We start from the raw sequence: 26,230 nt of genomic DNA, 5'->3' as shown, positions 1-26,230 counted from the left end.
TGGGAGACAAAAACGGGACTACAGCAAGGCCGCACTAGAAAGCGGGCCGCTCCGGATCAAGCACAGCCAGCCCCTCCGCAGGAGACGACGCCGAGGCGAAGTGCCGCCGAGGAATCCGCCCCGCCAGCCGGGCCAACCGTCCCGCCTCCACCGCGTACCGCATGGCGGCAGCCATGCGCACCGGCTCCTGCGCCCGCGTGACGGCCGAGGCCAGCATCACCCCCGCACACCCCAGCTCCATCGCCAGCGCCACGTCCGACGCCGTACCGGCCCCCGCGTCCAGGATCACCGGCACGCGCGCGTGCTCGACGATCAGCTGGAAGTTGTGGGGGTTGCGGATCCCCAGCCCGGACCCGATCGGCGACCCCAGCGGCATGATCGCCGCACAGCCGACGTCCTCCAGCTTCCGCGCCAGCACGGGGTCGTCATTGGTGTACGGCAGCACTGTGAACCCGTCGTCGACCAGCGTCTCCGCCGCCTCCAGCGTCTCGATCGGATCCGGCAGCAGCGTGCGCTCGTCCGCGATGACCTCCAGCTTCACCAGATCGGTCCCCAGCGCCTCGCGTGCCAGCCGGGCGGTGAGCACGGCCTCCCCGGCGGTGAAGCACCCCGCCGTGTTCGGCAGCACCCGGATGCCGAGCCGCTCCAGCACCGACAGCACCGAGCCGTGCACGCCGGGATCCACCCGTCGCATCGCCACGGTCGTCAGCTCCGTGCCGGAGGCGACCAGCGCCCGCTCCAGCACCTCGAGGCTGGGCGCACCGCCCGTACCCATGATCAGGCGGGACGTGAAGGACGTACCGCCGAGGACGAAGGGGTCGTCGGCCATGGTCAGCCTCCCTGGACGGCGGTGAGGACTTCGACGCGGTCGCCCTCGGCCAGGGCCGTGGAGGGCCACTGCGCGCGCGGGACGACGGTTTCGTTGAGCGCGGCGGCCACTCCGCGCGGCGCCGCGGTGAGGGACTTCACGAGGGTGTCGAGAGCGGTGCCGGGGGCGATCTCCCGGCGCTCTCCGTTGACGGAAATGGTGACGGGGCTGTTCATGCGGGCTGCTCCGTGAGTGCCTTGCCGAAGCGCTTGAGGGTGAACGGGCGGGCCTCCTCGGGCAGTTCACCGGTGGTCAGGGCGTGCGCCAGGGCGTCCCCGGTGACGGGCGTGAGCAGCACGCCGTTGCGGTAGTGCCCGGTGGCCAGCAGCAGCCCGTCCAGACCGGTCGGGCCGAGCAGCGGCGCGTTGTCGGGTGAGCCGGGCCGCAGTCCGGCCCGGGTCTCGGTGAGCGGCAGCTCGGTGATGCCGGGCACCAGCTCGTGCGCGTCGCGCAGCAGCTGGTACACCCCGCCCGCGGTCACCGTCGTGTCCCAGCCCAGCTCCTCGCTGGTGGCCCCGACGACCAGCTCGCCGTTCTCCCGGGGCACCAGGTAGACGTGGCTGCCGCGCACCACGGCACGTACGGTCCGGCTGAGGAACGGCGCGTACCGCTGCGGCACGGTCAGCCGCACCACCTGGCCCTTCACCGGCCGCACCGGCGGCAGCACGTCCTCGGGCAGGCCCGCGAGCCGCCCGCTCAGGCTTCCGGCGGCCAGTACCACCTGGCCCGCGCGCAACTCGCCGCCGTCCGAGGCGGTGACGCCGGCCGCCCGGTCCCGTACGACGTCCAAGCGCTCGGCCCACACCCGGTGGAAGACCACCCCGGCCCGCTCGCAGGCGGCGAGCAGCGCGGCCGCCAGCCTGCGCGGGTCGATCTGGTGGTCGCCGTCCACCCGGAGCCCGCCGCGCACCCCCGGCGCGAGCATCGGTTCGAGACGCCGGCACTCCCGTCCGGACAGCCACTCCGACTCCAGGCCCGACCGGTGCTGAAGGGCGTGCAGTTCGCGCAGGTGGGCGCGGTCGTCGGCGTCCAGCGCGACGGCGAGCGTGCCGCATCTGCGGTAGCCGAGGTCCAGGCCGGTGAGCTCGGTCAGCTCGGCCGCGAAGTCCGGATAGCGGCGGGCCGACGCCAGGTTCAGGCCGAGCAGCGTCTGCTCGCCGTGGTGCAGCTCCGTGACGGCGGCCAGCATCCCGGCCGCCACCTGGGCTGCGCCGCCGCCCGGCTCCGGGTCCACCACGGCCGTCGCCAGGCCGCGCTGCGCGGCCCGCCAGGCGGTGACCAGGCCGATGATGCCGCCCCCGATGACGAGGACGTCGGACGTACGTGACGGCATGGGCGTCCAGCCCCTCCCTTCGCCGGCATGACCCGGATCAGGTTCGTACGGTCGGAGGCCGCCAGCCTCCCTCTCAGCCCGGTGCGTCCGGGCTCCCGCGAGTGCTTGTACGGTGGCCACCCTAGCCCGCAGAGCACCTGACTTGTAAGGAGGCCTCCGCCGATGGCCCGCTCGCTCGACGGTCTGATCCTCGCCCCCGTCGCGGACCAGGCCCCGGGACAGGTGGGTACGCGCACCCGGTTCGCGTACCACGAGAAGGACGGCGAGATCTGGGCCGACTACGCGGGCGGCGATGTCGTACGCGGGTGTCTCGTGGGCACCCGGGAGGGGGACCGGCTGGACTTCCGGTACGTGCAGCTGAAGCGGGACGGCACCACCTCCGGCGGACACTGCGCGTCCACCGTCGTCGAGCTGCCCGACGGCAGGGTGCGGCTGGAGGAGACCTGGGAGTGGGAATCGCAGCCCGGAGCGGGTACGAGCGTTGTGGAGCAGGTCACTGAGCACGCCCCCTGACTGACGAAGAGTCAGTTGACTATGGTGATCGAGTGAGCGAGCAGACGCGGGAACAGGGCACGTCACAGGCGCGGCGCGTGGTCGTCGTCGGCGCGGGCATGGCCGGGGTGCAGACCGCGGTCGCCCTGCGCGAGCAGGGTTTCCGGGGCACCGTGACGCTGATCGGCGCCGAACCGCACCAGCCGTACGACCGGCCGCCGCTGTCCAAGGCGGTGCTGCTCGGCAAGGCCGAGGGCTCCGCCTTCGACGTCGACTTCGAGGCGCTCGGCATCGAACTCCTGCTCGGCCGTGAGGCGCTGGGCGTGCGCCCGGGCGAGCACGAGGTCGACACCGAGGCCGGGCCCGTGCCGTACGACGTGCTGGTCCTGGCCACCGGCGCCGAACCGATCCGGCTGCCGGGCACGGAGGGCGTGCCCGGCGTGCACCTGCTGCGCACCCTCGACGACGCCGAACGGCTGCGGCCGGTACTCGCCCGGCAGCACGACATCGTGGTCGTCGGCGCGGGCTGGATCGGCGCCGAGTTCGCCACGGCGGCCCGCGAGGCGGGCTGCGCGGTCACGGTCGTGGAAGCGGCGGACCGCCCCCTCGCCGGCGCGCTCCCGGCCGAGGTGGCCGCGCCGATGGTGTCCTGGTACGCCGACAGCGGCGCCGTGTTGCGCACCCACGCGCGCGTGGAGCGCGTCGAGCCGGGCGCGGTGGTGCTCGACGACGGCTCACGGGTGCCCGCGGGCGCCGTCGTCGTCGGCATCGGAGCCCGCCCCGCCACGGCGTGGCTGGCCGGCTCCGGCATCGAACTCGGCGCGCACGGCGAGGTGGTGGCCGACGAGCACCTGCGGACCTCGGCCCCGGACGTGTACGCGGTCGGCGACTGCGCCTCCTTCCCCTCCCGGCGGTACGGGGAGCGGCTGCTCGTCCACCACTGGGACAACGCCCTCCAGGGCCCGCGCACGGTCGCCGCGAACATCATGGACGAGACCCCCGCGGTCTACGACCCCGTGCCGTACTTCTGGTCCGAGCAGTTCGGCCGCTTCGTCCAGTACGCCGGTCACCACGGCGCGGCCGACCGCACCCTGTGGCGCGGCGATCCGGCCGGCCCCGCGTGGACGGTCTGCTGGCTGAAGGAGGACCGGCTGGTGGCCCTGCTCGCCGTGGGACGCCCGAGGGACCTGGCCCAGGGGCGACGGCTGATCGAGGCGGGCACACCGATGCGGCCGGAGCTGCTGGCCGACCCGGCGAGGCCGCTGAAGAACGCCACGGCTTAAGGCCCGGGACCTGGGATGTCGCCCCAGGTGGACCGGCCTGACTTCCGAGTGTCAGTGGCAGATGGCAGGCTTGTTCCCGTGACCGAGATTGACGCGAAGATCGATGCTCTCGTCCCCGCCTGGCTGAACCTGCCCGACATCGCCGAACAGCTCGGCGTCGAGGTGACACGTGTTCGGCAGCTGGTCAAGGAGGGCCACCTCATCGCCGTACGCCGTGGTGAGAACCGGGCGCTGCACGTCCCCGCCGCCTTCATCGACGGGGACAAGGTCGTCAAGGGCCTGTCCGGGACCTTGACGCTCCTCAGGGACGACGGCTTCACCGACGAAGAGATGCTGGAATGGCTCTTCACCCCGGACCCGAGCCTCCCCGGCACCCCCGCGCAGGCCCTGAGCGAGAATCGCGGCACGGAGGTGAAGCGCCGCGCCCAGGCGCTCGCCGTCTGACCCGGACCATCCGAACCGAACACCGTCCGGCGTACGGGCCACCTGGCCCGTACGCCGCCGACCGCGCACCGACAACGGGGGACCCACGCATGCCCGCCACCGCCCGCGACCGCCTCGCCGACGCCCGGCTCTACCTGTGCACGGACGCCCGGAAACGGCAGGGTGACCTCGCCGAGTTCCTGGACGCGGTGCTGGCCGGCGGTGTGGACGTCGTGCAGCTGCGGGACAAGGGCATGGAGGCCGCCGAGGAGCTGGAGCACCTCGCGGTCCTCGCCGACGCCTGCGCCCGGCACGGCAAGCTGCTCGCGGTCAACGACCGCGCGGACGTCGCGCACGCCGCCGGTTCGGACGTGCTCCACCTCGGCCAGGGCGACCTCCCGGTCCCCGCGGCCCGCGCGATTCTCGGCGCGGACGTCCTCATAGGCCGTTCCACGCACGCCGAGGCGGAGGCGGAGGCCGCCGCCGTCCAGGAGGGCGTCGACTACTTCTGCACCGGCCCGTGCTGGCCCACCCCCACCAAGCCCGGCCGGCCCGCGCCCGGCCTCGACCTGGTCCGGCACACCGCCGCGCTGGGCACCGACCGCCCCTGGTTCGCCATCGGCGGCATCGACCTGGGCAATCTCGACGAGGTCCTGGACGCGGGAGCCCGCAGGGTGGTCGTCGTACGGGCGATCACCGAGGCCTCGGACCCGGGAGCGGCGGCGGCGGAGTTCGCCAAACGGCTCCGGCAGGCGTGACGCCGCACCCGCGGGTGTCCACGTATGTCCAAGGGGTGGACAACAGGCCGACAATTCGGGCAAACTTCCGGCTTTCGGTTGGGGGACCGGCCGCCCCTGGCTAACCTGCCGGTATGGCCCTCGGAACCGCATCAACCAGGTCCGATCGCGCGCGTACGGTGCGTGACATCCTCGGCACCGGCAAGACGACGTACTCCTTCGAGTTCTACGCGCCCAAGACCCCCCAGGGTGAGCGGAACCTCTGGAACGCGCTGCGCCGGGTCGAGGCGGTGGCGCCCGACTTCGTCTCCGTGACGTACGGCGCCGGCGGTTCCACCCGCGCCACCACGGTGAAGGAGACCCAGCAGATCGTCGTCGACACCACGCTGACGCCGGTCGCCCACCTCACCGCGGTCGACCACTCCATCGCCGAACTGCGCAACATCATCGGCCAGTACGCGGACGCCGGGATCCGCAACATGCTGGCCGTGCGCGGCGACCCGCCCGGCGACCCGATGGGCGAGTGGGTGCCGCACCCCCAGGGCCTGACCTACGCGGCCGAGCTGGTCCGGCTCATCAAGGAGTCGGGCGACTTCTGCGTGGGCGTCGCCGCGTTCCCGGAGATGCACCCGCGCTCCTCGGAATGGGACGCCGACGTCGCGCACTTCGTGGACAAGTGCCGGGCCGGCGCCGACTACGCCATCACGCAGATGTTCTTCCAGCCGGAGTCCTACCTGCGCCTGCGCGACCGGGTCGCCGCCGCGGGCTGCGAGACCCCGGTCATCCCCGAGGTACTGCCGGTGACCAGCGTGAAGATGCTGCAACGGTTGCCGAAGCTCAGCAACGCCGCCTTCCCGTCCGCCCTGAAAGAGCGGATCCTCACAGCCAAAGACGATCCGGCGGCGGTACGCTCCATCGGTATCGAATTCGCCACGGAGTTCTGCGCACGCTTGCTGTCCGAGGGAGTGCCCGGACTGCACTTCATCACGCTCAACAACTCCACGGCTACGCTGGAAATCTACGAGAACCTGGGCCTGCACCATCCCCCGCAGGCCTAGACCGGCCGCACCGCGATACGACACACTGCGTAGCGGTCACTGGGAGAGGGGCGTACATGGGCTGGACGGTCCTCTACATCGCGTTCGGCATCGTCGCGCTGTGGTTGCTCGGTGAGGTGCTGCTTCAGTACAAGGCGCGGCTGCGCTGGCGGCTGCTCGCCTTCGTCGGCTTCCTCGGTGTCGTGGTCGGTGTGCTGATCCCGTCCGTGCCGGTCATCGGCCTGGGCGCGGCCGCCTTCGCGGTCGGGCAGACCTACGTCACGCTGTCGTTCCGCCGCGGCTTCGCCGCCGGCTGGGCGGTCAGCCGCCCGGAGGCCGGCGCCACCGGCAAGAGCAAGCGCCGCCGCGGCGAACCCGAGCGCCAGGACCCGGTCCTCGACGCCTCCGCCGTCCAGGGGACCCAGGCGGCCGGCTACGGCGACGCCGGCGCCGACGACGACTACGACCGCGACGACGTCTTCGCCCCCGCCGCCCGCTCCGCCGCACCCACGGCCGCGGAGACCACCGCGGTCTACGAGCCGCAGCCCATGCCCGACGAAACCGGTACGTACGGCATATACGGCGACTCCTTCTCGGGCTCCGCCCAGCCGTCCGCCACCCAGCACCAGGGCGCCGACCAGTCGTACGCGTACGACTACTCCGGCTACGGCCAGCAGCAGTACGGATACGACACCGGCGGCCAGCAGCAGTACAGCGGCTACACCGACGCCTACGGCACCACCGGCTACGACCAGACGTACGGCGGCCAGCACTACGACCAACAGGGTTACGGCCAGGGCCAGTACGGCACCGGCGGCTACGGCGAGACCCCCGCGGACGGCGTCTGGGTCCCGCAGCAGCGCACCGACGACTCCTACGGCGCCCTCCCCGCCGAGCAGCCGTACCCCTACCAGACGGGCGGTCAGCAGCAGGGGCACGGATTCGACGAGCAGTACCGTTTCTGAGGCTCGCTGCTTCAGGGGCTCACTGCGAGCCGCGGAAGTCCGGCCCCTCCACGATCAGCCCCGCCACCAGCGCGCCGGACATGCCGGCGTGGGGGAGTCCACCGCCGGGGTGTGACCAGCCGCCCACCCGGTACAGGCCCGGCAGGCGTGTGGTGTTCGCCGGATGCAGGAAGCGGCCGTCCGCGGCGGCGAGCGCGGGAGCGGGGACGGCCCCGGAACCCGTCTCGGCCCCGGTGTGACCGGGCGTCCGCACCTCGTGCCAGACCAGCCGCTCGCGCAGGCCCGGAACAGCGGCCCCGGCGGCGTCCAGGACGAGGCCGGTGAAGTCCCGGACCGTGCTCTCCTGCTCCCAGTCCCCCTCCGCCGGCACCACGGCCTGGACGACCACCGACTCGTACGCGCCCTCCGGACGCGAGGCGGGGTCGTCGGGCCGCAGCACGGTCACCGTGGGCCGCGCGGGGTCCGGCGCGTGCACGACCGTGCGGTGTACGGCACCGGGCTCGCGCTCGCCGCGCAGGGCCAGGAGCACCGTGAACCGGCCCGCGCGGGGCGTCACGGTCTCCGCGCGCACATCCCCGTCGGCGTCCAGCGGATGCCCCGTCAGACTCCGCAGCCGCACCGGGTCCACGTCCGCCACCACGTGGTCGGCCTCGGCCACCGTGCCTCCCCCAGAGCCGAAAGCCTGGGAGGTGCCCCCAGCAAGTTCCACCCCCGCCACCCGGCCGTCCTTCTCCACGATGCCGGTGACCTCCGCGCCGAAGGTGAACTCCACCCGGCGGGCCACGCACCGCTCGTACACCGCGCGCGCCAACTCCCGCATGCCGCCCCGCACATACCAGGTGCCGAAGGCGTGCTCCATGTACGGCAGTACGGCCGCGCTCGCCGGAGCGGTGCGGGGGTCGAGGCCGTACGCGAGCGCGTGGCTGTCCAGGAGCGCCGCGAGACGCGGGTCGCGCAGGTCCCACTCCCCGACCTCGGCGAGCGTGGACGCCCGCCGGGTGCGCAGCAGCCGCTTGTGCGGGACCGAGGGATAGGGGTCCCGCTCCGCCAGCACACGCCAGTTCGGCCACAGGGGCTCTTCCAGCAAGGGACGCCGGGTGCGGTCCCAGGCCTCGCGCGCCCGCACCAGGAAGTCCCCCCAGCGCCCGCCCGCGCCCGCGCCCAGTGCTTCGTCCAGGGCGGCGACGACACCCGCGCGCGAGGCGTTCGGCAACGACACCTCGGTGCCGTCCGCGAAGACGTGCCGGGACGACGGGTCGACCTGCACCAGCTCGACGCAGGCCTCCAGCGGCTCCTTGCCGGTCTTGACGAACAGGTCGCGGTAGACCGCGGGCAGGGGCAGCAGCCCGGGGCCGGTGTCGAAGCGGAACCCGTCCCGCTCGAACCGGCGCACCGCACCGCCGTACGTCTCCGTACGCTCGTACACCGCCACCCGGTGGCCCGCGACGGCCAGCCGGGCGGCGGCCGCCATCGCGCCCATCCCGGCGCCGATCACCGCAATCCGTGCCATGCCCGCGACTTTAGCGACCCCCACCGACAATCCCGGCCACGGGCTGGGGATGAGCACGCAGGGCTGAGTATCCGTACCTAGTGCGCGAGATGAGTACGCGCACGGATGGGCTGCCACCTGCGCGAACGAGAGAGTGGAGACACGGAGAAGGGGCACGGCTCCGGCACCGGCGACACGGGGCGCCGGAACGGAGCGGCCCTCGATCCGCTCCTTCCGCCGATCCGTCGGCGGAAGCGAGGCACGGGGGGTACCCGGGGGACGACCGAACGGGGGGTCCAACGGGGGGACGTCCGGGGGAGCAAGAGGGAAGCGCCGGTTCGAGGTGGCCCGCGGGGGACGGGCCACGACGGACCGGCGCTTTTCCGTGCACGCGCGCGTGCGGCTACCGCCGGGCGGGCCGGCTCAGCCCTTTCCGCTGACCCGTCCCTGGAGCAGCCGGGACAGCGCCGCGTGGACGTCGTCCAGGGACCGCTCCGGCTGGAACGACTTCCAGTCCAGCGCGGCCACCAGCACCATCCCGACCAGCGCGGCCGCGGTCAGCTGCACGTCGATCTCCTCGCTGAACTCGCCGTTCGCCACGCCCTCGCGCAGCACGCCCTCCACGACGGCGACGGCCTCCTGCCGGACCACCATCAGCGTGGACTGCCAGGCGCGGTTGGTGCGCCACAGCTCGGCCACGTACAGCTGGGTGAAGGCCGGATAGCGGTCGATGAAGACCAGTCCGGCCCGGACCATCGCGTCCAGGGCGTCGACCCTGCTGCCGCCCTCGCGTGCCGTCCGCTCGGCCGCCTCGCGCAGGGACGCGGTGAGGAGGCCGACGCCGTGCCGCAGCAGCTCCTCGAAGAGAACCGACTTGCTCGCGAAGTTGTAGTAGACCGTGCCCTTCGCGACCCCGGCACGCTCGGCGATCTCGTCCACCGTGGTGGCGGAGAAACCCTGCTCGGCGATGAGCGTGACGGCAGCCTCGTAGAGCTTCTGCCGGGTGGCCTCGCGGCGCGTGCTGCCACCCGACGTGGCGCTGCTGCTTTCCATGGCGTCGATTCTCACAGGAACGGCGTCCGAAGGGGACACGAAAGGCGAGGTCACAGGCTCAGCTCGGGATGCAGCCGGTCCAGGGTCCACACCTGGTGGCGGCGGGCCGACAGGGCGGTGAGCGCGAGGGCGCCCGCGGTGAACGCCGTCAGCACGCCGCAGGCCAGCCACACCGGGCCGAGGCCACCGCCCGTGATGAGCCTGCGCAGGGCCTGCACGACGTAGCTCATCGGCAGGAAGGGGTGGATCGCGTTGAAGAAACGGGGACTGGTCTGCACCGGGTAGGTACCGCCCGCGGAGGTCAGCTGGAGCATGAGCAGGGCGAGCACCAGGATCCGGCCGGCCGCGCCGAAGCGTGCGTTCAGCCACTGCACGATCGCCGCGAAGCAGGCCGCCACCAGGAACAGGAAGCCCACCGTCCCGGCCGCCCGGGTCATCTCCAGGCCGATCGCCCAGTGCAGGACGGACATCAGGGCGGCCGTCTGGAGCACCCCGACCGCGGCCACCGGCAGCCAGCCCGCCAGCGCGGTCCGCCAGGCGGACGACCCGGCACCGAGGGCACGCCGGTTGAGCGGCGGGATCAGCATGTACGCCACCATCGCGCCGACCCACAGGGACAGCGGGATGAAGTACGGGGCGAACCCGGTGCCGTAGTTCGGCGCGTGGTGCAGGTCCCTGGAGGCGAGCTGGACCGGGTCGGCCATGACCCCGGTGCGCTGGTCGCGGTCCCGCTTGTCGTAGTCGGGGATCTTCTTCGCCCCGTCGTGCAGGCCGCCGGCGAGCTTCCCGGAGCCGTCGACGAGCTTGTACATGCCGCCGCTGAGGGTCTCGGCGCCCGTCTCGGCCGTGCCGATGCCCTTGTCGAGGTCGGTCGCGCCGGTCTTGGCGGTGCCCAGCCCGGTGTGCAGCTTCTCGGCGCCCGCGGCGACCTTGCCCGCGCCCTCGTTCAGCTTGTTGACGCGGGACACGGCGTCGTCGAGGTCCTCGGAGAGGTGCGGGGCGCGGTCGGCGAGCGCCTGCGCCTGCTTCTGGAGCGTGCCGAGGTTCGCGCGCAGCGTCTTCAGGTCGCCGTCCTGGTCGGCGATCAGCGTGTTGAGGTCGTCGGCGACCGTGGCCACGTCGGAGGCGGCCGTCTTCGCCTTCTTCAGGTCGGGGCAGACGTCGTCGGGCAGCAGCGCCGTCTCGCAGTGCGTCCGGTAGATCTCGTCCAGCTCGGCGGAGGCCGCGTGGGCGGCCTTGGCGGCGGCCGGTGCCGTCCTCACCAGGACGCCGAGGTTGTCGCGGACCGTCTTCGCCGAGTCGGCGACGAGCCGGGCGGTGTCCCCGATGGTCTTCTCGTTGGCCTTCACGAACGGGCCGGCCTTGTCGTAGACCCCGTTGACCTTGTCGGCGAGGGTCTGGGTGCCGTCAGCGACCTGCCGCGAGCCGTCCTGGAGGTCGCCCGCGCCCTTGTCGAGCTTCTCCAGGCCCTTGGCCAGCTTGCCGCTGCCGCTCTTGGCGTCCTTCAGCCCGTCGGCGAGGTCCTTGGAGCCCTTCTCCGCCTTCCCGATGCCTCCTTCGAGCTTGTCGGCGCCCTTGGCGGCCGTCTCCGTCTTGCCGTGGATGTCGGAGAAGGAGATGAAGATCCGGTCCAGGAACTGCCGGGAGGCCTTGGTGGACGCGGCCGTCCGCACCTCGCTGAACACCGACCGGGATATCTGCCCGACGATGTAGTTGTTCGCGTCGTTCGTCCGTACCTGGAGCGCGCTCGTCTCGGGGGAGTCGCCCGAGCTGGAGGCGATGCGCCGGCTGAAGTCGGCCGGCATGGTCAGCGACAGGTAGTAGGTGCCGTCCTCGACGCCCCTGCGGGCCTCGGCGGCGCTCACCTCGTGCCATTCGAAGGTCCGGCTGTCGCGCAGCCCGTCGACGAGGTCGTCGCCCGCCGAGAGCTTCTTCCCGCTCGCGGTCGCCCCCTTGTCGTCGTTCACCAGGGCCACGGGGATGCGGTCGAGGCGGCCGTACGGGTCCCAGAAGGACCACAGGTACAGGGCGCCGTACAGCAGGGGCAGCACGAGGAGCGCGACCAGGGCGGCGCGGGGGAGCTTGCCGCGGCCGAAGCGCCTGAGCTCAAGCGCGGCCAGTTTCGGCGAGCGCATCGGCCGCCTCCTTCACGTCTTCGTCGGTCTCGTGGTCGGTCTCGTGTTCGTCGGTCTCGTGGTCGGTCTCGGCGGGCCGGGTGGAGACGGTCACCGCGCCCTCGGGGGCCTCGGCGTACACCGCCACGACCGTCGTCCCGGCCGCCGCGACCGAGGCCAGCAGCGCGTGCGCCTCGGCCCGCTCCGCGTCGGAGAGCTTGAGGTCGGTGTCGTCCACGGCGAGCAGCCCGGGGCCGCCGACGAGGGCCAGGGCGACGGACAGGCGCAGCGCCTCCAGCCGCTCCAGATCCCGTACGGCTGTCCGGGCGCCCTTGGGCAGGGTGTCCGGGTCGAGCCCGGCGGCGGCCAGCGCGCTCTCGGTCCGCCGCCGGGCCTCGCCGGCCCGTTCCGCCCGGGGCCGCAGCAGCCCGCGCAGGGGACCCCCGAAGCGCCTTTGCAGCAGCGCCCGTTCGCGCAGGTGCTCGCCGACCGTGAGGGCCGGGTCGAGGTCGGTGACCCCGGCGACGTTGGCGAGGGCGCTGACCCGGCGCAGGGCGGACATCTGCCGGGGGAGTTTGAGCCCGCCGACGGTGGCCACTCCCTCCGTGGGCTTCATGCGTCCCGTGAGCGCGAGCAGCAGACAGGTACGGCCGGAACCGGAGGGCCCCTCGACCGCGATCAGCGACCCGGGCTCCGCGTCCAGACGGACGCCCCGGAAGACCCAGCCCCGGGGCCCGCGCAGCCCGAAGTCGCGGGCGGTGACGCCGAGGCCGTGGGCGCTGTCCTGTGCCGGGCTGTCCTGTGACGGGTCCATGGCTCCCGCCTTCCCCCTGGAAATGTTTTTGAACTGACTGGTCAGTGCAAAAACTAGCCCGAACCTTCGATCGAAGCAAAAGGCCAGGTCAGAACGGATTGTCAGTGCCATACCTCACGATGGGCACATACGGCACCTCGTAGCAGGGCGTGCCGTCACCCAGACGACAGGAGGTTCGTCATGGCCAACCCGTCCGCAGCCGCCGCCCGCCGGCGCCGCGCCACCGGCCCTGCCCCCTCACTGACCGGACCGGCGAGCGACGTGCACCCCGTGCTGCGCCGGTCCACGGCACCGCCCGCCGCCCTCGACCTGCTCGCCCAGGCTCGCGCCGGACTCGAAGAAGCCGCCGTCCTGGAAACCCCCAACGAGCGCTACGCGACGGCCCACCTCGCCGCCCTGCGCACCGCCGCCGCCGTGCTCGCCGCACGCGGCCGACCCGAGCCCTCACCCAGGCGCCGCACGCGCATCCGCAGCGCCTGGGAAGTGCTCCCCGAGATAGCGCCCGAACTCACCGAATGGAGCGCCCTGTTCGCCTCCGGCGCCGCCCGCCGCGCCCGGGCCGAGGCCGGCATCCAGGGCGCCGCGGGCAGCCGCGACGCCGACGACCTGATACGGGACGTGGCGATGTTCGTCCGCATCGTCGAGCGGATGCTGGTGCTCCAGCCGGTCCTGCCCCAGCCCCGCCAGGACACCGGCGAGCCAGAGCACCCGGCCGCCGCCCCGCGCGAGATGCCGGACGCGGGCTGACGCGATGACCGCGGGCGGTACGGGAGGCAATAGGGTGGAAGGCGCCTGAAGCCTTCGCCCAGCCTTGCGTCCCCGAGGAGTCAACTGCCGTGTCGGACCCGATGCGACCCCGCGCCTCTCTCCGTACCGCCGTGGTCTGGGAGGTCCTCCAGGACGCCCTCGACCGCCGGCTCAAGGCCACGGGCCGGGACTCGCTGGACGTCCTCGACACCGGTGGCGGCAGCGGCAACTTCGCGGTGCCCGTCGCCCGCCTCGGCCACCGGGTCACCGTCGTCGACCCCAGCCCGAACGCGCTGTTCGCGCTGGAGCGCCGGGCCGCCGAGGCCGGCGTCGCCGACCGGGTGCGGGGGGTGCAGGGCGACGCGCACGGACTGTTCGACGTGGTCGAGCGCGGCGGCTACGACGTGGTGCTGTGCCACGGCGTCCTGGAGTACGTGGACGACCCCGCCGAGGGCGTCCGCAACGCGGTGGCCGCGCTGCGCTCCGAGGGCGTCCTCAGCCTGCTCGCCGCGGGACTCGGCGGCGCGGTGCTCGCCCGCGCCCTCGCGGGCCACTTCAAGGAGGCCAAGCAGGCGCTGGAGAACCCCGACGGCCGCTGGGGCTCCGGCGACCCGGTGCCGCGCCGCTTCACCGCCGACCAGCTCACCGCGCTCGTGGAGGGCGCGGGCCTCAGGGTCGGCGCCGTGCACGGCGTCAGGGTCTTCGCCGACCTGGTCCCGGGTGTCCTCGTGGACACCGAGCCGGGCGCCCTCGACGCCCTGCTGCGGCTGGAGGCGGCGGCCGCCGAACTCCCGGCCTTCCACTCCGTGGCCACCCAGCTGCACGTGCTCGGTGAGACGGCGGTGTCGCCGGGGGCGTGAACCGCCTGGTGTGCAACCAGGGGCACGCCGCTGATCAGGGCGTCGGCGGCGCATGGAGTACGCCACAGGCCCCCCGATCGAGGGGTTTGCGCCGTATGATCGAGGGAGACCGCTCGGCATGACGGGTCGGCCGCCGGGGAATGGAAGCCTCAGCGAGCCGGGTCCGTCAGGCCGGATTCCGGTTGGCCAATTGGCGCAGAGGGGCGGGTTTCACGGGGGCGATTCCCTGCCTATCCTGAAGGGACCCCCGGGTCGCCCCGGCGACTGCACGATGAGGAGGACTCCGTGCCGCTCTCGGAGCACGAGCAGCGCATGCTCGAGCAGATGGAGCGAGCGCTGTACGCCGAAGATCCCAAGTTCGCGTCGGCGCTCGAGGCAAGCGGGCTGCGTACGTACACCCGGCGGCGGGTCTACCAGGCGGTCGCGGGCTTCCTCGTGGGTATCGCGCTCCTCATGGCCGGAATGGTCGCGCAGCAGATCTGGATCAGCGTGGTGGGCTTCCTCGTGATGCTCGGCTGCGCGGTGCTCGCCGTCACCGGCTGGCGCAAGGCCCCCAAGCCGGGCGAACAGCCCGCCGGGGCCCCGCACGCCCGTCGGCAGGGACGGCAGAAGCGCTCCATGATGGACAGGATCGAGCAGCGCTGGCAGCGCCGCCGCGACGAGCAGGGTCACTAGCCCCCGGCGGTTCACCGACACACGTGAGAGGGGCGGCCACCTTCCGGTGACCGCCCCTCACGCATGCCGTGAACCCACTGGGGCGGGTGCCCGCCCCGGTGACTCAGCCCTGTTGGCCCGGCGCCCTGCGCGGGGTCGGCAGGGCCGCCGTCGCCCGTGCCGTGGCGGACGTCCACCACGCCGACGCCGCCCACAGCACCTGCACGATCGAGCGCGGCAGGAACAGCGCCCGCAGTCGCGTACCGAGGCTCACCGTGCTCTTCAGCGCGGCGGTCACCCGGCGCACGTCCTCCGCCAGCCCCGCCACGGGGCGCGGCCGGGGCGCGTAGAGGACCTGCTCCACCGCGTCCGCCAGCCGGTGCACCGCCGCTCCGGCCACCGGGTCGAGATGCCCGAGCCGGACGATCCGGGCGGCCGCTCTGCGCGGGGTCTGCGACTCGTCCGGCAGGATGCCGAAGTCCCATGCGGTGTCGGTCAGTTCCCGCCAGGCCGCCAGCGTGTGCGCCGCCGCGCCCTCCTCGGTACGGGCGTGCGCGCCCAGCCGTACCGCGCGCAGCCGGGCCCGCCAGAGCATCGGCGTGAACGGGACCAGCGCGACGGCGAGTCCGCCGAGCGCCCACAGCGCGTACACCCACCACCGCCGGGGATGCGACTGCTTGTGCAGCGCGGCCTGCGCGGACGGGCTGTCGCACGCCTGGAGTTTGCGCTCCTGCACCGTGCAGCTCTCGCTCGGGGAGACCGGCACGGCGGGCGCCGCACTCGCCGTCTGCGAGGGCCGTACCTGGTCCGGAAGGCTGCTGCCGGGCGTGTCCGACTGGGTGTACGACGGTGCCGTGCCCCGGGTCGGCGTCGGCTCGAAGCGGGTCCAGCCCACACCCTCGAAATACAGCTCCGGCCAGGCGTGCGCGTCCTTCAGGCCGACCGACACCGAGCCGTCCGCCTGCGGGGACCCGGGCGCGAAGCCCACCGCCACCCGGGCCGGGATGCCCAGCGTGCGGGCCATCGCGGCCATCGCGAAGGAGAAGTGCACGCAGAAGCCCTGCTTCCGCTTCAGGAAGTTCGCTATGGCGTTCGGGCCCCGTCCTACCTCCACCTGGGTGTCGTACTGGAAGCCGCCGGTCACGGCGAAGTAGTCCTGGAGCTTGACCGCCTCCTCGTAGTGGTTCGCCGCGCCCGCGGTGATCTCCTCGGCGGTCTTCGCCACCACCTTGGGCAGCGAGGACGGCACCTTGGTGTACTCCCGCGCCAGGGCCGCCGGCGGCTGCTTGGCCGCCGTCAGCTGCTCGGCCGTCGGCTGCACGTCCACACTGGTCACCGTGTAGGTCGCGCCGCGCGTCGTCTGGCCGTGGTCGCCGACCAGCGTCATGCCGACCGGCTCGTACCGCCAGTTGCCGCCGATCCGCACGCTGCTCGGCGGGTACGGCATCGGCAGCCAGTCCTGGGCGTACCAGTCCGCCGCCGTGACCTTGGTCAGGACGCTGCTGCGCTTGATCTCGGGGCTCAGGCCGATCGGCGTGGGGAACTGGTCCGGTACGCCGACGATGTGCCGCTGCGACGGCTTCCAGGTGGTGCCGTCGAAGTCGTCCAGGGAGACGATCCGCAGGTACAGGTCCGAGATGTCGTTCGTGCTCGTCTTCACGGAGAGCACCTGGCGGTCCTGGTCCACGTTCAGGCTGTCGCGCAACGACACCAGCGGGTTCACCGCGGAGATCGTGCCGCCGGAGCCGTTGCCCGCCCCGATGCCCGTCCCGGCCGTGTCCAGCAGGCCGCCGCTCATCGCGGGCAGCGTCCACGGCACCAGCAGGGCCATGCCCAGCGCGACCACGCCGATGCGGTGCCCCGTACGGACCGGCGCCACCGCCCCGTCCCGTGTCTCGCCGGGGGTGCGCGCCGCGCCGCCGAAGAACCGGCCCCACTGCGACAGCCGGTCACGGCCCTCGGCGAGCAGCAGCAGCAGATAGCCCGCGGCGGCGATCAGGAACCACACCCAGTCGTACTCGCCGTCGGACAGCCCGGCGGCGACGGAGTACAGGGCGAGCAGCGGCAGGCCGGCCGGGGCAGAGCTGCGGAAGGTCACCGCGAGGGTGTCCACCAGCAGGCCGATGACCAGGACTCCGCCGACGAGCATCAGCCGGATCCCGTCGGTCAGCGGCGCCGGTATCGCGTACCGGCTGACGTCGTCCGAGCCCTCCTGGAGCAGGTCGGCCAGATGCCGGAACGCCTCGGGGCCGGGTATCAGCCCGGCGACCGCCTGCTCATGGGCGAAGAGCAGCGTCAGCATCAGCAGCGTCACCAGGGCCTGCGCCGCCACGGTCAGCGGCCGGGCCAGCGGCACCCGCCGGGTCGCCGCGCCCACGCCCGTCTGCACCGCCACCAGCGCGGCCGCCTGGAACAGCCACGTCGGCCGGTCCACCAGGGGCAGCAGCGCACACGACGCCATCAGCGTGGCCGCCGCGGCGAACAGGGCCAGCCGAGCCCGCCCGCTCATGACAGTTCCTCCCAGCCGGTCCTCACAGTGCCTCCCCGCCGCTCACGACGGCCATGTCCCGGCGGTCGTGGTCCGCCTGGCGCCACAGGTCGTTCAGGGAGGCGCCGCGCGGGACGCTCACGGCGGTCCAGCCCGCCTCGCGCAGCATCCGCAGGCCCTCGCTGTGCGGCTCCGCCGGGCCGGGGGCGTCGGCCGTCTCCCGCAGCCACGCGCCGTCCAGCAGGAAGGCGATCGCGCCGCCGCTGCGCCGGCGCATCTTGGCGACCACCGCGGCCTGTTCCTCGTCGAGGTCGCCCAGGAACGCCACCAACAGCCCTTCGTTGCCGCCGCGCAGCACGTCGTACGCGCGGGACAGGCCCGCGCCGTCCGAGTGGTCGATCACCGCGAGCGTGTCCATCAGCATCCCGGCCGCGTCCGCCGTCTCCTGGCTGGCGCCGGCGAACCCGTCGGCCCCCTCGCCGGGCACCGAGCTGCCGGTGTCCGTCAGCAGCCGTACCGAGAAGCCTCGTTCGAGCATGTGCACCAGCACGGACGCCGCGCCGGACACCGCCCACTCGAAGGCCGAGTCCGGGCCGGCGCCCGCGTAGGCGATGCCCCGGGTGTCCAGCAGCACCGTGCAGCGGGAGCGTTGCGGCTGCTCCTCACGGCGCACCATCAGCTCGCCGTAGCGCGCGGTGGAGCGCCAGTGCACCCGGCGCAGGTCGTCGCCGTGGCGGTAGCCGCGCGGGATCACGTCGTCCTCGCCCGCCAGCGCCACCGAGCGCTGCCGTCCGTCGCCGTACCCCTTGGCCTCGCCGCTCAGCCGCACCGGCGACAGCGGCTCCACGCGCGGGATCACCGTCAGGGTGTCGTACGAGGAGAAGGAGCGGGTGAGTTCGCACATCCCGAAGGGGTCCGTCAGGCGCAGTTGCAGCGGGCCCAGCGGATAGCGGCCGCGCAGGTCCGAGCGGACCCGGTAGGACACCTCGCGCCGGCCGCCGGGCTCCACTCGGTCCAGGACGAAGCGGGGCCGCGGCCCGAGGACGTACGGCACCCGGTCCTGGAGCATCAGCAGGCCGGTGGGCAGCCGTGAGACGTTGTCCACCCGCAGGTGCACCCGGGCCTCGCTGGCGGCGGGCACCCGCGAGGGGGAGAGCCGGCGGCTGCCGGCCACCCGGTAGCGCGTGCGGTAGAGCACGGCCGCGCAGAGCAGCGGCAGGACGGCCAGCAGCACCCCGACCCGGAGCAGGTCGCTCTGGCCCAGGACGAACGCGCAGATCACGGCGGCGACACCGGCGGCCAGGAAGGACCGGCCGCGGGTGGTCAGCCCGGCCAGGGCCGTACGGATGCCGCCCCGCTCCCCGCGGTCGGCCTCCGCCTGCCCCGTCCCCCCGGCGGTCATCACAGCCTCCGCGGGGGCTGCGAGGGATAGCCCGGCACACCCCGGCCGAGGCCGAGGCCGCCCTGCTGCGGTGCCGCCGCGGGCACCGGCGTGTGCTGAAGGATCTCCTGCACGACCTGTTCCGAGGTGCGCCGGTTGAGCTGGGCCTGGGCGGTGGGCAGCAGCCGGTGGGCCAGCACGGCCACGGCGAGGGCCTGCACGTCGTCCGGGAGCGCGTACTCCCGCCCGCTGAGGGCCGCGGATGCCTTCGCCGCGCGCAGCAGGTGCAGTGTCGCGCGCGGTGAGGCCCCGAGTCTGAGGTCGGGGTGGGTGCGGGTGGCGGCGACCAGTTCGACCGCGTACCGCCTCACCGGTTCGGCGACGTGGACGCCGCGCACGGCCTCGATCAGCTTGAGGATCTCGTGCGCGTGCGCGACCGGCTGGAGGTCCTCCAGCGGCGAGACCCCGCCGTGCACGTCCAGCATCTGCAACTCGGCCTCGACGCTGGGGTAGCCGACGGAGACCCGGGCCATGAAGCGGTCGCGCTGGGCCTCGGGCAGCGGGTAGGTGCCCTCCATCTCGACCGGGTTCTGCGTGGCCACCACCATGAAGGGGCTGGGCAGTTCGTAGGTCTGCCCGTCCATCGTGACCTGGCGCTCCTCCATCGACTCCAGCAGCGCGGACTGGGTCTTGGGCGAGGCGCGGTTGATCTCGTCGCCGATCACGATCTGCGCGAAGATGGCACCCGGCTTGAACTCGAAGTCCCGGCGCTGCTGGTCCCAGATGGACACACCGGTGATGTCGGAGGGAAGCAGGTCGGGCGTGAACTGGATGCGCCGCACCGAACAGTCGATGGACCGTGCCAGTGCCTTGGCGAGCATCGTCTTGCCCACCCCGGGTACGTCCTCGATCAGAAGATGCCCCTCGGCGAGCAGTACGGTCAGCGAAAGCCGTACGACCTCGGGCTTGCCCTCGATCACTCCTTCCACCGAACTGCGGACCCGCTCCACAGTGGCGGTCAGATCTGTAAGGCTCGCTCGATCGTCATAGGTCGTCACCCGGCCCTCCTCGGCCCGTTCTTACAAGGGCCGGCGCTCTGCGTGGCCCACCCCGAAACACGGACACCACGCGGAAAGGGTTCCGCATGACGTCGCACCCCGCATTCTTGCTGCCGTTACCGTTTCGTGTCATCCGACTGTGGACAACTGCCCGCACTATGTCGGTCTTGCAACCTTTTCGACCGGACTTTCGATGCGGGGCGCGGTGTGCTTCCGGGGCGAGCGGTCCGCTCAGGCCGCGTCGACCTCGCGCAGCAGACCGGTCCTGACGTCGAAGACGAAGCCGCGCACGTCGTCGGTGTGCAGCAGGAACGGCGAGGTGCGTGCGCGCTGCATCGACTGGCGTACGTCCTGGTCGACGTCCCGGAAGGACTCCACCGCCCACGCCGGACGCTGGCCGACCTCCATCTCCAGCTCGTTGCGGAAGTCCTCGGTGAGGGACTCCAGGCCGCAGCCGGTGTGGTGGATGAGGACGATGCTGCGCGTGCCCAGCTTGCGCTGGCTGATGGTGAGGGACCGGATCACGTCGTCGGTGACCACGCCGCCCGCGTTGCGGATGGTGTGACAGTCACCGAGCTGGAGGCCGAGCGCGGCGTGCAGGTCGAGCCGGGCGTCCATGCAGGCCACCACGGCGACACGCAGGACCGGGCGGGCGTCCATGCCGGGGTCGGTGAACGCCGAGGCGTACCGCTCGTTGGCCGCCACGAGGCGGTCGGTGACCTTGCCGCCCTGCGATATGGCGTCTTCGGACCCAGTGGGAGCTGCTGCGGAAGTCGTCATAGTCATGACGTTACTGGTCACCCGCGATCCCGGCCTGCTGTGAGAGGGGACAAAGAACGTCATCGTGGCTTGTTGTGAGCTAACCCACACGGAGGGCAAAACTGGGCCGGACGGGTGATTCCCTTCGAATTGTGCCTCCGCCCGGGATGCGGTACGCGACGCGCAGGCCGGTTGATTGACCGCGAGACACGGTGGACTAAAGTGACGCGAAGCGGGAGGCGACGCTCTCCCTGCTGGACTGAGCAGCATCGATTTACCCGCGCGGCGCGTACGCACGGCCCGGCCTCCTCCCGCTCCCGGCCGGCTGACGCCTTGGGCGCCGGCAGGCCTCCCCTTCACGAGCGGGCGGGGACCCGGCGGTGCGTACGCCGCCGTGCCGCACATGAGAGGCCCTCGGAATGAATGGGCGCGAAGCGCTTCCGCAGAAGGGTGGTGGCGGGCGACGGGAGGGCCGGAGTCGACACGTCCCTGTGATGCTCCAGCGGTGCCTGGACCTGCTGGCGCCCGCACTGGAGCGGCCGGGGGCGGTGGTCGTCGACTGCACCCTCGGGCTCGGCGGCCACAGCGAGGCGCTGCTGACCAGGTTCCCCGAGGCCCGGCTCGTCGCCCTGGACCGCGACAAGGAGGCCCTGCGCCTGTCCGGTGAGCGGCTGGCGCCGTACGGGGACCGGGCGACGCTGGTCCACGCGGTGTACGACGAGCTGCCGGCCGTGCTCGACCGGCTCGGCGTCCCGCGTGTGCAGGGCGTGCTGTTCGACCTCGGCGTCTCCTCCATGCAGCTCGACGAGGCCGACCGCGGCTTCGCCTACGCCCAGGACGCCCCCCTGGACATGCGTATGGACCAGACGACCGGCATGAGCGCCGCGGAGGTCCTCAACACCTACCCGGCCGGCGAGCTCGTGCGGATCCTGCGGGCGTACGGCGAGGAGAAGCAGGCCAAGCGGATCGTCTCCGTCATCGTCCGGGAGCGCGAGAAGGAGCCGTTCAGCAACAGCGCGCGGCTCGTCGAGCTGATCCGGGACGCGCTGCCGCAGGCCGCCAAGCGCACCGGGGGCAACCCGGCCAAGCGCACCTTCCAGGCCCTGCGCATCGAGGTCAACGGCGAACTCGCCGTCCTGGAGAGGGCGGTCCCGGCCGCGGTGAAGGCCCTCGGGGTGGGCGGCCGGATCGCCGTCCTGTCGTACCACTCGCTCGAGGACCGCCTGGTCAAGCAGGTGTTCGCGGCCGGCGCCGCCACCACCGCGCCGCCCGGCCTGCCGGTCGTCCCCGAGCGCTACCAGCCCCGGCTCAAGCTGCTCACGCGCGGTGCCGAACTTCCCACCGAGGAAGAGGTCGCCGAGAACCGCCGCGCCGCTCCGGCACGGCTGCGCGGCGCCGAGCGCATCAGGGAGGACGTCGAGTGAGCGAGCCGGGCCGTTCGGCTCCCCGAACTCACCGGAGGGCAAGTGAGTAGGAAACCCGAACTGAGGGGGCGGGCGGCCCGGCTCGCGCGGCTCTTCCCGGCCGGCCCGGGACAGGCGGCGCGCACCCCGTTCGTGCTCCTCGTCGTCCTGCTCCTCGGCGGCGGTCTCATCGGTCTGCTCGTGCTGAACTCGGCGCTCAGCGAGGGCTCGTTCAAGCTCGACGACCTCCAGAAGCAGACCAAGAGCCTCACCGACCAGCAACAGGCCCTCCAGCGGGACATCGACGCCTACTCCGCCCCCGACGCCCTCCAGCGCCGCGCCCGCGAACTCGGCATGGTGCCCGGCGGAGACCCCGCCTTCCTCGACCCCGACGGAACCGTCAAGGGCGTCCCCAGCCCGGCCGCCGCGGACGAGTCCGCCGGCCCCGCCGTCCCGCTGCCGGCACCCGCCACCGCCCCGCCCGCCTCCGGCTCCCAGCCCCCCGCGACGACCCCGCCCCCGGCGCAGGCCCAGGCCCCGCCCCAGGCCGCCACCTCGGTGCCCCCCGCCCTCCAGCCCGCCACGACCACGACCCCCGGCAGGTGACGGAAGTGTCCGACAGGGAACCCCCGCGCCGCCGCGTGCCCGGTCCCGCGAAGCCGCCCAGTCCCCGCAAGGCCGCCGGCGGGGGTGGGGCGGGGCGTCCGGGGCCCGGTGCGCGGCCGGCCCGCCGCCCGGCCCGGCCCAGTCGGCCGCGGCCGCCGGCGGCGCGCAGCATCCGGCTCGGCAGCCCGCGCCCGCGCCTGCGCATGGTGAGCCTCGCGCTCACGCTGGTGCTGGTCGCCTTCGTCGTACGCCTGCTCCAGGTCCAGGCCGTCGACGCGAGCGCGTACACCGCCAAGGCCGAGCAGAACCGCTACGTCGTCCACACGCTGGCCGCCGAGCGCGGCGGGATCACCGACCGCAACGGCGTGGCCCTGGCGATCAGCGAGGACGCCTACGACATCACGGCCGACCCCACGATGTTCAACCGCAAGCAGCTGAAGATCGACGACGGCCCCGAACAGGCGGCCGCCCTGCTCGCCCCGATCCTCGGCCAGGACCAGGCCGACCTGCTGCGCAAGCTGCGCCCCGCGAACAAGAACCTGCGCTATGTGAAGCTGGCCGGCCGCCAGACCCCGGAGGTCTGGAACCAGATCAAGGACATCAGGGCCGCGCTCACCGAGAAGGCGGCCAAGGACCACTCCACCGTCAACGTCCTCGCCGGCGTCTTCTCCGACCCCAGCAGCAAGCGCGTGTACCCCAACCGCGACCTGGCCGCCGGGATACTGGGCTGGGTCAACGCCGACGGCAAGGGCGGCGGAGGCATCGAGCAGCAGCTGAACAAGCAGCTCACCGGCAAGGACGGCAAGGTCCGCTACGCCCAGTCCGGCGGCCGCCAGGTCCCCACAGCGGGCTCCACCGAGACCCCCGCCGTGCCCGGCGCCGACGTCGAGCTCACCATCGACCGCGACATCCAGTGGGCCGCCCAGAACGCCATCACCGAGCAGGTGAAGAAGTCCGGCGCGGACCGCGGCTACGTGATCGTCCAGGACACCCGCACCGGCGAGATCCTGGCCATGGCCAACGCGCCCGGCTTTGACCCCAACGACCTGGCGAAGGCCGACGGCGCGGCGATGGGCAACGCGGCCGTCCAGGACGTCTACGAGCCCGGCTCCACCGCCAAGATCATGTCGATGGCGGCCGTCCTGGAGCAGAACGCCGCCACCCCGCTGACGCACGTCGTCGTGCCCAACCGGCTGCACCGCGGGGACCGGCTCTTCTCGGACGACGTCGACCACGCGACCTGGTACCTCACGCTCAACGGCGTGCTGGCCAAGTCCAGCAACATCGGCACCATCCTGGCCACCGGCCAGCTCGGCAGGACCCAGCCGCAGGCCAACAAGGTCCTCTACTCGTATCTGCGCAAGTTCGGCATCGGCAACGCCACCGGCCTCGGCTTCCCCGGCGAGACCAAGGGCATCCTGGCCCCGGCCGGCAAGTGGTCGACGTCGCAGCAGTACACGATCCCTTTCGGCCAGGGCTTCTCCCTCAGCGCCATGCAGGCCGCCTCCGTCTACTCGACCATCGCCAACGGCGGCGTCCGCGTCCAGCCGACCCTGGTACGCGGCGAGGAGGGCGCCGACGGCCGCTTCACCCCCGCGCCCAAAGCCAAGAAGACCCGGGTGATCAGTGAGAAGACCGCCAAGACCCTCGCCCGGATGCTGGAGTCGGTGGTGGACGACGAGCAGGGCACCGGCATCAAGGCCCGTATCCCGGGGTACCGGGTGGCTGGCAAGACCGGCACGGCCAACCGCGTGGATCCGGCCACCGGAAGGTACCGCGGCTACACCTCGTCGTTCGCCGGATTCGCACCCGCGGACAAGCCGCGCATCACCGTCTACTGCGCGATCCAGAACGCCACGAAGGGCAGCTATTTCGGTGGCCAGATCTGCGGCCCGATCTACAAGCAGGTGATGGAGTTCGCGCTCAAGACCCTCCAGGTTCCGCCCACCGGTGCCAAGCCCGCGAACCTGCCCGTCGACTTCAAGCCCTGACCAGGAACGATTCCCGTGACAACGATCACTCCCGACCCCGGGAGCCCCGACGCCCCCCGGCCTTCACTTGGCTCCGGAGCGGCTACTCCCGGTACGCTCACCGCCGTGCCACACGCTGATCAGTCCCAAACCACCCAGAAGGGCGCTTCCGTGACATATCCGGGGCCGCCGCGACCGGTTCAGGTCTCCGCCACACCCCTGGCGGAGCTCGCCGACCAGCTGGGTGTCGAACGACCGGAGAGCGCCGCGCGGGTCACGGGCATCACCCACGACTCGCGCGCCGTCCGCCCAGGCGACCTGTACGCCGCCCGCCCCGGCGAGCGCGTGCACGGCGCCGACTTCGTCACCCAGGCCGCCGGCCTGGGCGCGGTCGCGGTCCTGACCGACCCGACCGGTGCCGAGCGCGCCGCCGCGACCGGCCTGCCGGTCCTGGTCGTGGACGACCCGCGCGCGTGCATGGGCGAACTGGCGGCCACCATCTACGGCCGCCCGGGCGGGGACCTGCTCCAGATCGGCATCACCGGCACGTCAGGCAAGACCACCACCGCCTACCTCGTCGAGGGCGGCCTGAAGACGGTGAAGTCCACCGGGCTGATCGGCACGGTCGAGATGCGCATCGGCGACGAACGCATCAAGTCCGAGCGCACCACCCCCGAGGCCACCGACCTCCAGGCGCTGTTCGCCGTCATGCGCGAGCGGGGCGTCGAGGCGGTCGCCATGGAGGTCTCCAGTCACGCCCTGGTCCTCGGCCGGGTCGACGGCTGCGTCTTCGACATCGCCGTCTTCACCAACCTCAGCCCGGAACACATGGAGTTCCACTCCGGCATGGAGGACTACTTCCAGGCCAAGGCGCAGCTGTTCACCCCGGAACGCAGCAAACTCGGCGTGGTCAACACCGATGACGAGTACGGCCGCCGGCTCGCCCGGGAGGCGACCGTCCCGGTGATCACCTTCTCCGCCGAGGGCCACCCCGACGCCGACTGGCGCGCCGAGGACGTCCAGGTCGGGCCGATGGACTCCACGTTCACCGTGCTCGGCCCCCAGGGCGAGCGGATCGCCGCCAAGGCGCCGCTGCCGGGCCCCTTCAACGTGGCGAACGCCCTCGCCGCCGTCGTCGCCCTCGCCGCCGCCGGTCTCGACCCGCAGGCCGCCGCCGACGGCATCGCCGCCGTACCGGGCGTGCCGGGCCGCCTGGAGCGGGTGGACGCCGGGCAGCCGTACCTGGCGGTGGTCGACTACGCCCACAAGACCGACGCGGTCGAGTCCGTGCTCAAGGCCCTGCGCAAGGTCACCAAGGGCCAGTTGCACGTCGTCCTCGGCTGCGGCGGCGACCGCGACATCACCAAGCGCGCCCCGATGGGCGCCGCCGTCGCCCGGCTCGCCGACACCGCCGTACTGACCTCCGACAACCCCCGCTCCGAGGACCCGCTCGCGATCCTGGCCACCATGCTCCAGGGCGCGGCCGCCGTGCCCGCGCACGAGCGCGGCGAGGTGCTGCTCTTCGAGGACCGGGCCGCCGCGATCGCCGCCGCCGTCGGCCGGGCGCAGCCCGGGGACACCGTGCTGGTCGCCGGCAAGGGCCACGAGCAGGGCCAGGACATCGCCGGCGTGATCCGTCCCTTCGACGACCGCCAGGTGCTTCGCGAAGCTATCCAGAAGACCCAGGGATGAACTT

The 26,230-nt window shown here is 72.8% G+C and carries 24 protein-coding genes and 1 riboswitch; of the genes, 13 read left to right on the top strand and 11 right to left on the bottom strand.

What is annotated here, in order from left to right; all coding sequences use genetic code 11:
* Positions 1-34: 34 nt before the first annotated feature.
* From ACFY01_RS09260 to thiO, 3 genes are all read right to left on the bottom strand, one after another.
* Positions 35-829, bottom strand: a complete 795-nt coding sequence (locus ACFY01_RS09260) for a thiazole synthase (RefSeq protein ID WP_390735053.1) — start codon at positions 827-829, stop codon at positions 35-37.
* 2 nt (positions 830-831) lie between these two features.
* A complete protein-coding gene (gene thiS, locus ACFY01_RS09255; protein WP_390735052.1) occupies positions 832-1,044 on the bottom strand; it encodes a sulfur carrier protein ThiS in 213 nt (70 codons plus the stop codon).
* Complete coding sequence (gene thiO, locus ACFY01_RS09250; protein ID WP_390735051.1) at positions 1,041-2,201, bottom strand: glycine oxidase ThiO; 1,161 nt, start codon at positions 2,199-2,201, stop codon at positions 1,041-1,043. The genes thiS and thiO overlap by 4 nt, the downstream gene beginning before the upstream one ends.
* Positions 2,199-2,310: riboswitch (TPP riboswitch) on the bottom strand. Its footprint overlaps the gene before it by 3 nt.
* Positions 2,311-2,363: 53 nt before the next feature.
* Between thiO and ACFY01_RS09245 the strand changes: the two genes are divergently transcribed.
* The 6 genes from ACFY01_RS09245 (at position 2,364) to ACFY01_RS09220 (ending at position 7,138) form a co-directional block, all read left to right on the top strand.
* On the top strand, positions 2,364-2,714 hold the full coding sequence (locus tag ACFY01_RS09245; protein ID WP_390735050.1) for a hypothetical protein: 351 nt from the start codon (positions 2,364-2,366) through the stop codon (positions 2,712-2,714).
* 32 nt (positions 2,715-2,746) lie between these two features.
* Positions 2,747-3,976, top strand: coding sequence for an NAD(P)/FAD-dependent oxidoreductase (locus ACFY01_RS09240; protein WP_390735049.1), 1,230 nt, complete (start codon positions 2,747-2,749; stop codon positions 3,974-3,976).
* 78 nt (positions 3,977-4,054) lie between these two features.
* Positions 4,055-4,420 (top strand): Rv2175c family DNA-binding protein, encoded by a 366-nt coding sequence (locus ACFY01_RS09235; RefSeq protein ID WP_390735048.1) that lies wholly within the window; start codon positions 4,055-4,057, stop codon positions 4,418-4,420.
* Positions 4,421-4,509: 89 nt separating this feature from the next.
* The gene (thiE, locus tag ACFY01_RS09230; protein WP_390735047.1) at positions 4,510-5,157 is read left to right on the top strand and encodes a thiamine phosphate synthase; all 648 of its coding nucleotides are present in this window, start codon (positions 4,510-4,512) and stop codon (positions 5,155-5,157) included.
* 113 nt (positions 5,158-5,270) lie between these two features.
* Positions 5,271-6,194 carry a methylenetetrahydrofolate reductase [NAD(P)H] gene (gene metF / locus ACFY01_RS09225; RefSeq protein ID WP_390735046.1) on the top strand — a complete coding sequence of 308 codons (924 nt, stop codon included), beginning with the start codon at positions 5,271-5,273 and terminating at the stop codon, positions 6,192-6,194.
* Positions 6,195-6,250: 56 nt separating this feature from the next.
* Positions 6,251-7,138 (top strand): hypothetical protein, encoded by an 888-nt coding sequence (locus tag ACFY01_RS09220; RefSeq protein WP_390735045.1) that lies wholly within the window; start codon positions 6,251-6,253, stop codon positions 7,136-7,138.
* 19 nt (positions 7,139-7,157) lie between these two features.
* Here the strand turns inward: ACFY01_RS09220 and ACFY01_RS09215 are convergent, their stop codons facing one another.
* The 4 genes from ACFY01_RS09215 to ACFY01_RS09200 all read right to left on the bottom strand — a co-directional run bounded on the left by ACFY01_RS09215 (position 7,158) and on the right by ACFY01_RS09200 (position 12,608).
* Complete coding sequence (locus ACFY01_RS09215; protein ID WP_390735044.1) at positions 7,158-8,648, bottom strand: phytoene desaturase family protein; 1,491 nt, start codon at positions 8,646-8,648, stop codon at positions 7,158-7,160.
* Between the two features lie 402 nt (positions 8,649-9,050).
* Complete coding sequence (locus ACFY01_RS09210) at positions 9,051-9,680, bottom strand: TetR/AcrR family transcriptional regulator (protein ID WP_361437429.1); 630 nt, start codon at positions 9,678-9,680, stop codon at positions 9,051-9,053.
* 50 nt (positions 9,681-9,730) lie between these two features.
* On the bottom strand, positions 9,731-11,815 hold the full coding sequence (locus ACFY01_RS09205) for a YhgE/Pip family protein (RefSeq protein WP_390735043.1): 2,085 nt from the start codon (positions 11,813-11,815) through the stop codon (positions 9,731-9,733).
* Positions 11,787-12,608, bottom strand: a complete 822-nt coding sequence (locus tag ACFY01_RS09200; RefSeq protein ID WP_390735042.1) for an ATP-binding cassette domain-containing protein — start codon at positions 12,606-12,608, stop codon at positions 11,787-11,789. Before ACFY01_RS09200 ends, ACFY01_RS09205 begins: the two co-directional genes overlap by 29 nt.
* A gap of 180 nt (positions 12,609-12,788) precedes the next feature.
* Between ACFY01_RS09200 and ACFY01_RS09195 the strand changes: the two genes are divergently transcribed.
* From ACFY01_RS09195 to ACFY01_RS09185, 3 genes are all read left to right on the top strand, one after another.
* The gene (locus ACFY01_RS09195; protein ID WP_390735041.1) at positions 12,789-13,355 is read left to right on the top strand and encodes an SAV_6107 family HEPN domain-containing protein; all 567 of its coding nucleotides are present in this window, start codon (positions 12,789-12,791) and stop codon (positions 13,353-13,355) included.
* An 89-nt stretch (positions 13,356-13,444) separates the two neighbouring features.
* Positions 13,445-14,215, top strand: coding sequence for a methyltransferase (locus ACFY01_RS09190; RefSeq protein ID WP_390735040.1), 771 nt, complete (start codon positions 13,445-13,447; stop codon positions 14,213-14,215).
* A 285-nt stretch (positions 14,216-14,500) separates the two neighbouring features.
* Entirely contained in the window at positions 14,501-14,890 is a 390-nt protein-coding gene (locus tag ACFY01_RS09185; protein WP_390735039.1) for a DUF3040 domain-containing protein, read from the top strand.
* Positions 14,891-14,993: 103 nt separating this feature from the next.
* On the opposite strand, the gene ACFY01_RS09180 is transcribed toward ACFY01_RS09185, so the two are convergent.
* The 4 genes from ACFY01_RS09180 to ACFY01_RS09165 all read right to left on the bottom strand — a co-directional run bounded on the left by ACFY01_RS09180 (position 14,994) and on the right by ACFY01_RS09165 (position 20,639).
* Complete coding sequence (locus ACFY01_RS09180) at positions 14,994-17,378, bottom strand: DUF3488 and DUF4129 domain-containing transglutaminase family protein (RefSeq protein WP_390735038.1); 2,385 nt, start codon at positions 17,376-17,378, stop codon at positions 14,994-14,996.
* 22 nt (positions 17,379-17,400) lie between these two features.
* On the bottom strand, positions 17,401-18,759 hold the full coding sequence (locus tag ACFY01_RS09175) for a DUF58 domain-containing protein (RefSeq protein WP_390735037.1): 1,359 nt from the start codon (positions 18,757-18,759) through the stop codon (positions 17,401-17,403).
* Positions 18,759-19,796, bottom strand: a complete 1,038-nt coding sequence (locus ACFY01_RS09170; protein WP_390735036.1) for an AAA family ATPase — start codon at positions 19,794-19,796, stop codon at positions 18,759-18,761. The genes ACFY01_RS09175 and ACFY01_RS09170 overlap by 1 nt, the downstream gene beginning before the upstream one ends.
* A gap of 231 nt (positions 19,797-20,027) precedes the next feature.
* Positions 20,028-20,639, bottom strand: coding sequence for a beta-class carbonic anhydrase (locus ACFY01_RS09165; protein WP_390735035.1), 612 nt, complete (start codon positions 20,637-20,639; stop codon positions 20,028-20,030).
* A gap of 335 nt (positions 20,640-20,974) precedes the next feature.
* Between ACFY01_RS09165 and rsmH the strand changes: the two genes are divergently transcribed.
* The 4 genes from rsmH (at position 20,975) to ACFY01_RS09145 (ending at position 26,226) form a co-directional block, all read left to right on the top strand.
* A complete protein-coding gene (rsmH, locus tag ACFY01_RS09160) occupies positions 20,975-21,979 on the top strand; it encodes a 16S rRNA (cytosine(1402)-N(4))-methyltransferase RsmH (RefSeq protein WP_390735034.1) in 1,005 nt (334 codons plus the stop codon).
* Positions 21,980-22,021: 42 nt separating this feature from the next.
* On the top strand, positions 22,022-22,564 hold the full coding sequence (locus tag ACFY01_RS09155) for a septum formation initiator family protein (protein WP_390735033.1): 543 nt from the start codon (positions 22,022-22,024) through the stop codon (positions 22,562-22,564).
* 5 nt (positions 22,565-22,569) lie between these two features.
* On the top strand, positions 22,570-24,555 hold the full coding sequence (locus ACFY01_RS09150) for a peptidoglycan D,D-transpeptidase FtsI family protein (RefSeq protein WP_390735032.1): 1,986 nt from the start codon (positions 22,570-22,572) through the stop codon (positions 24,553-24,555).
* Positions 24,556-24,705: 150 nt separating this feature from the next.
* Positions 24,706-26,226 carry a UDP-N-acetylmuramoyl-L-alanyl-D-glutamate--2,6-diaminopimelate ligase gene (locus ACFY01_RS09145; RefSeq protein ID WP_390735031.1) on the top strand — a complete coding sequence of 507 codons (1,521 nt, stop codon included), beginning with the start codon at positions 24,706-24,708 and terminating at the stop codon, positions 26,224-26,226.
* Positions 26,227-26,230: the final 4 nt, after the last annotated feature.

Origin of the sequence: Streptomyces sp. NPDC001480 (assembly GCF_042894725.1) — a bacterium.
Classification (GTDB): Bacteria; Actinomycetota; Actinomycetes; order Streptomycetales; family Streptomycetaceae; genus Streptomyces.
The sequence above is the reverse complement of the archived record's forward strand: the minus strand, read 5'-3'. Positions and strand labels throughout refer to the sequence as shown.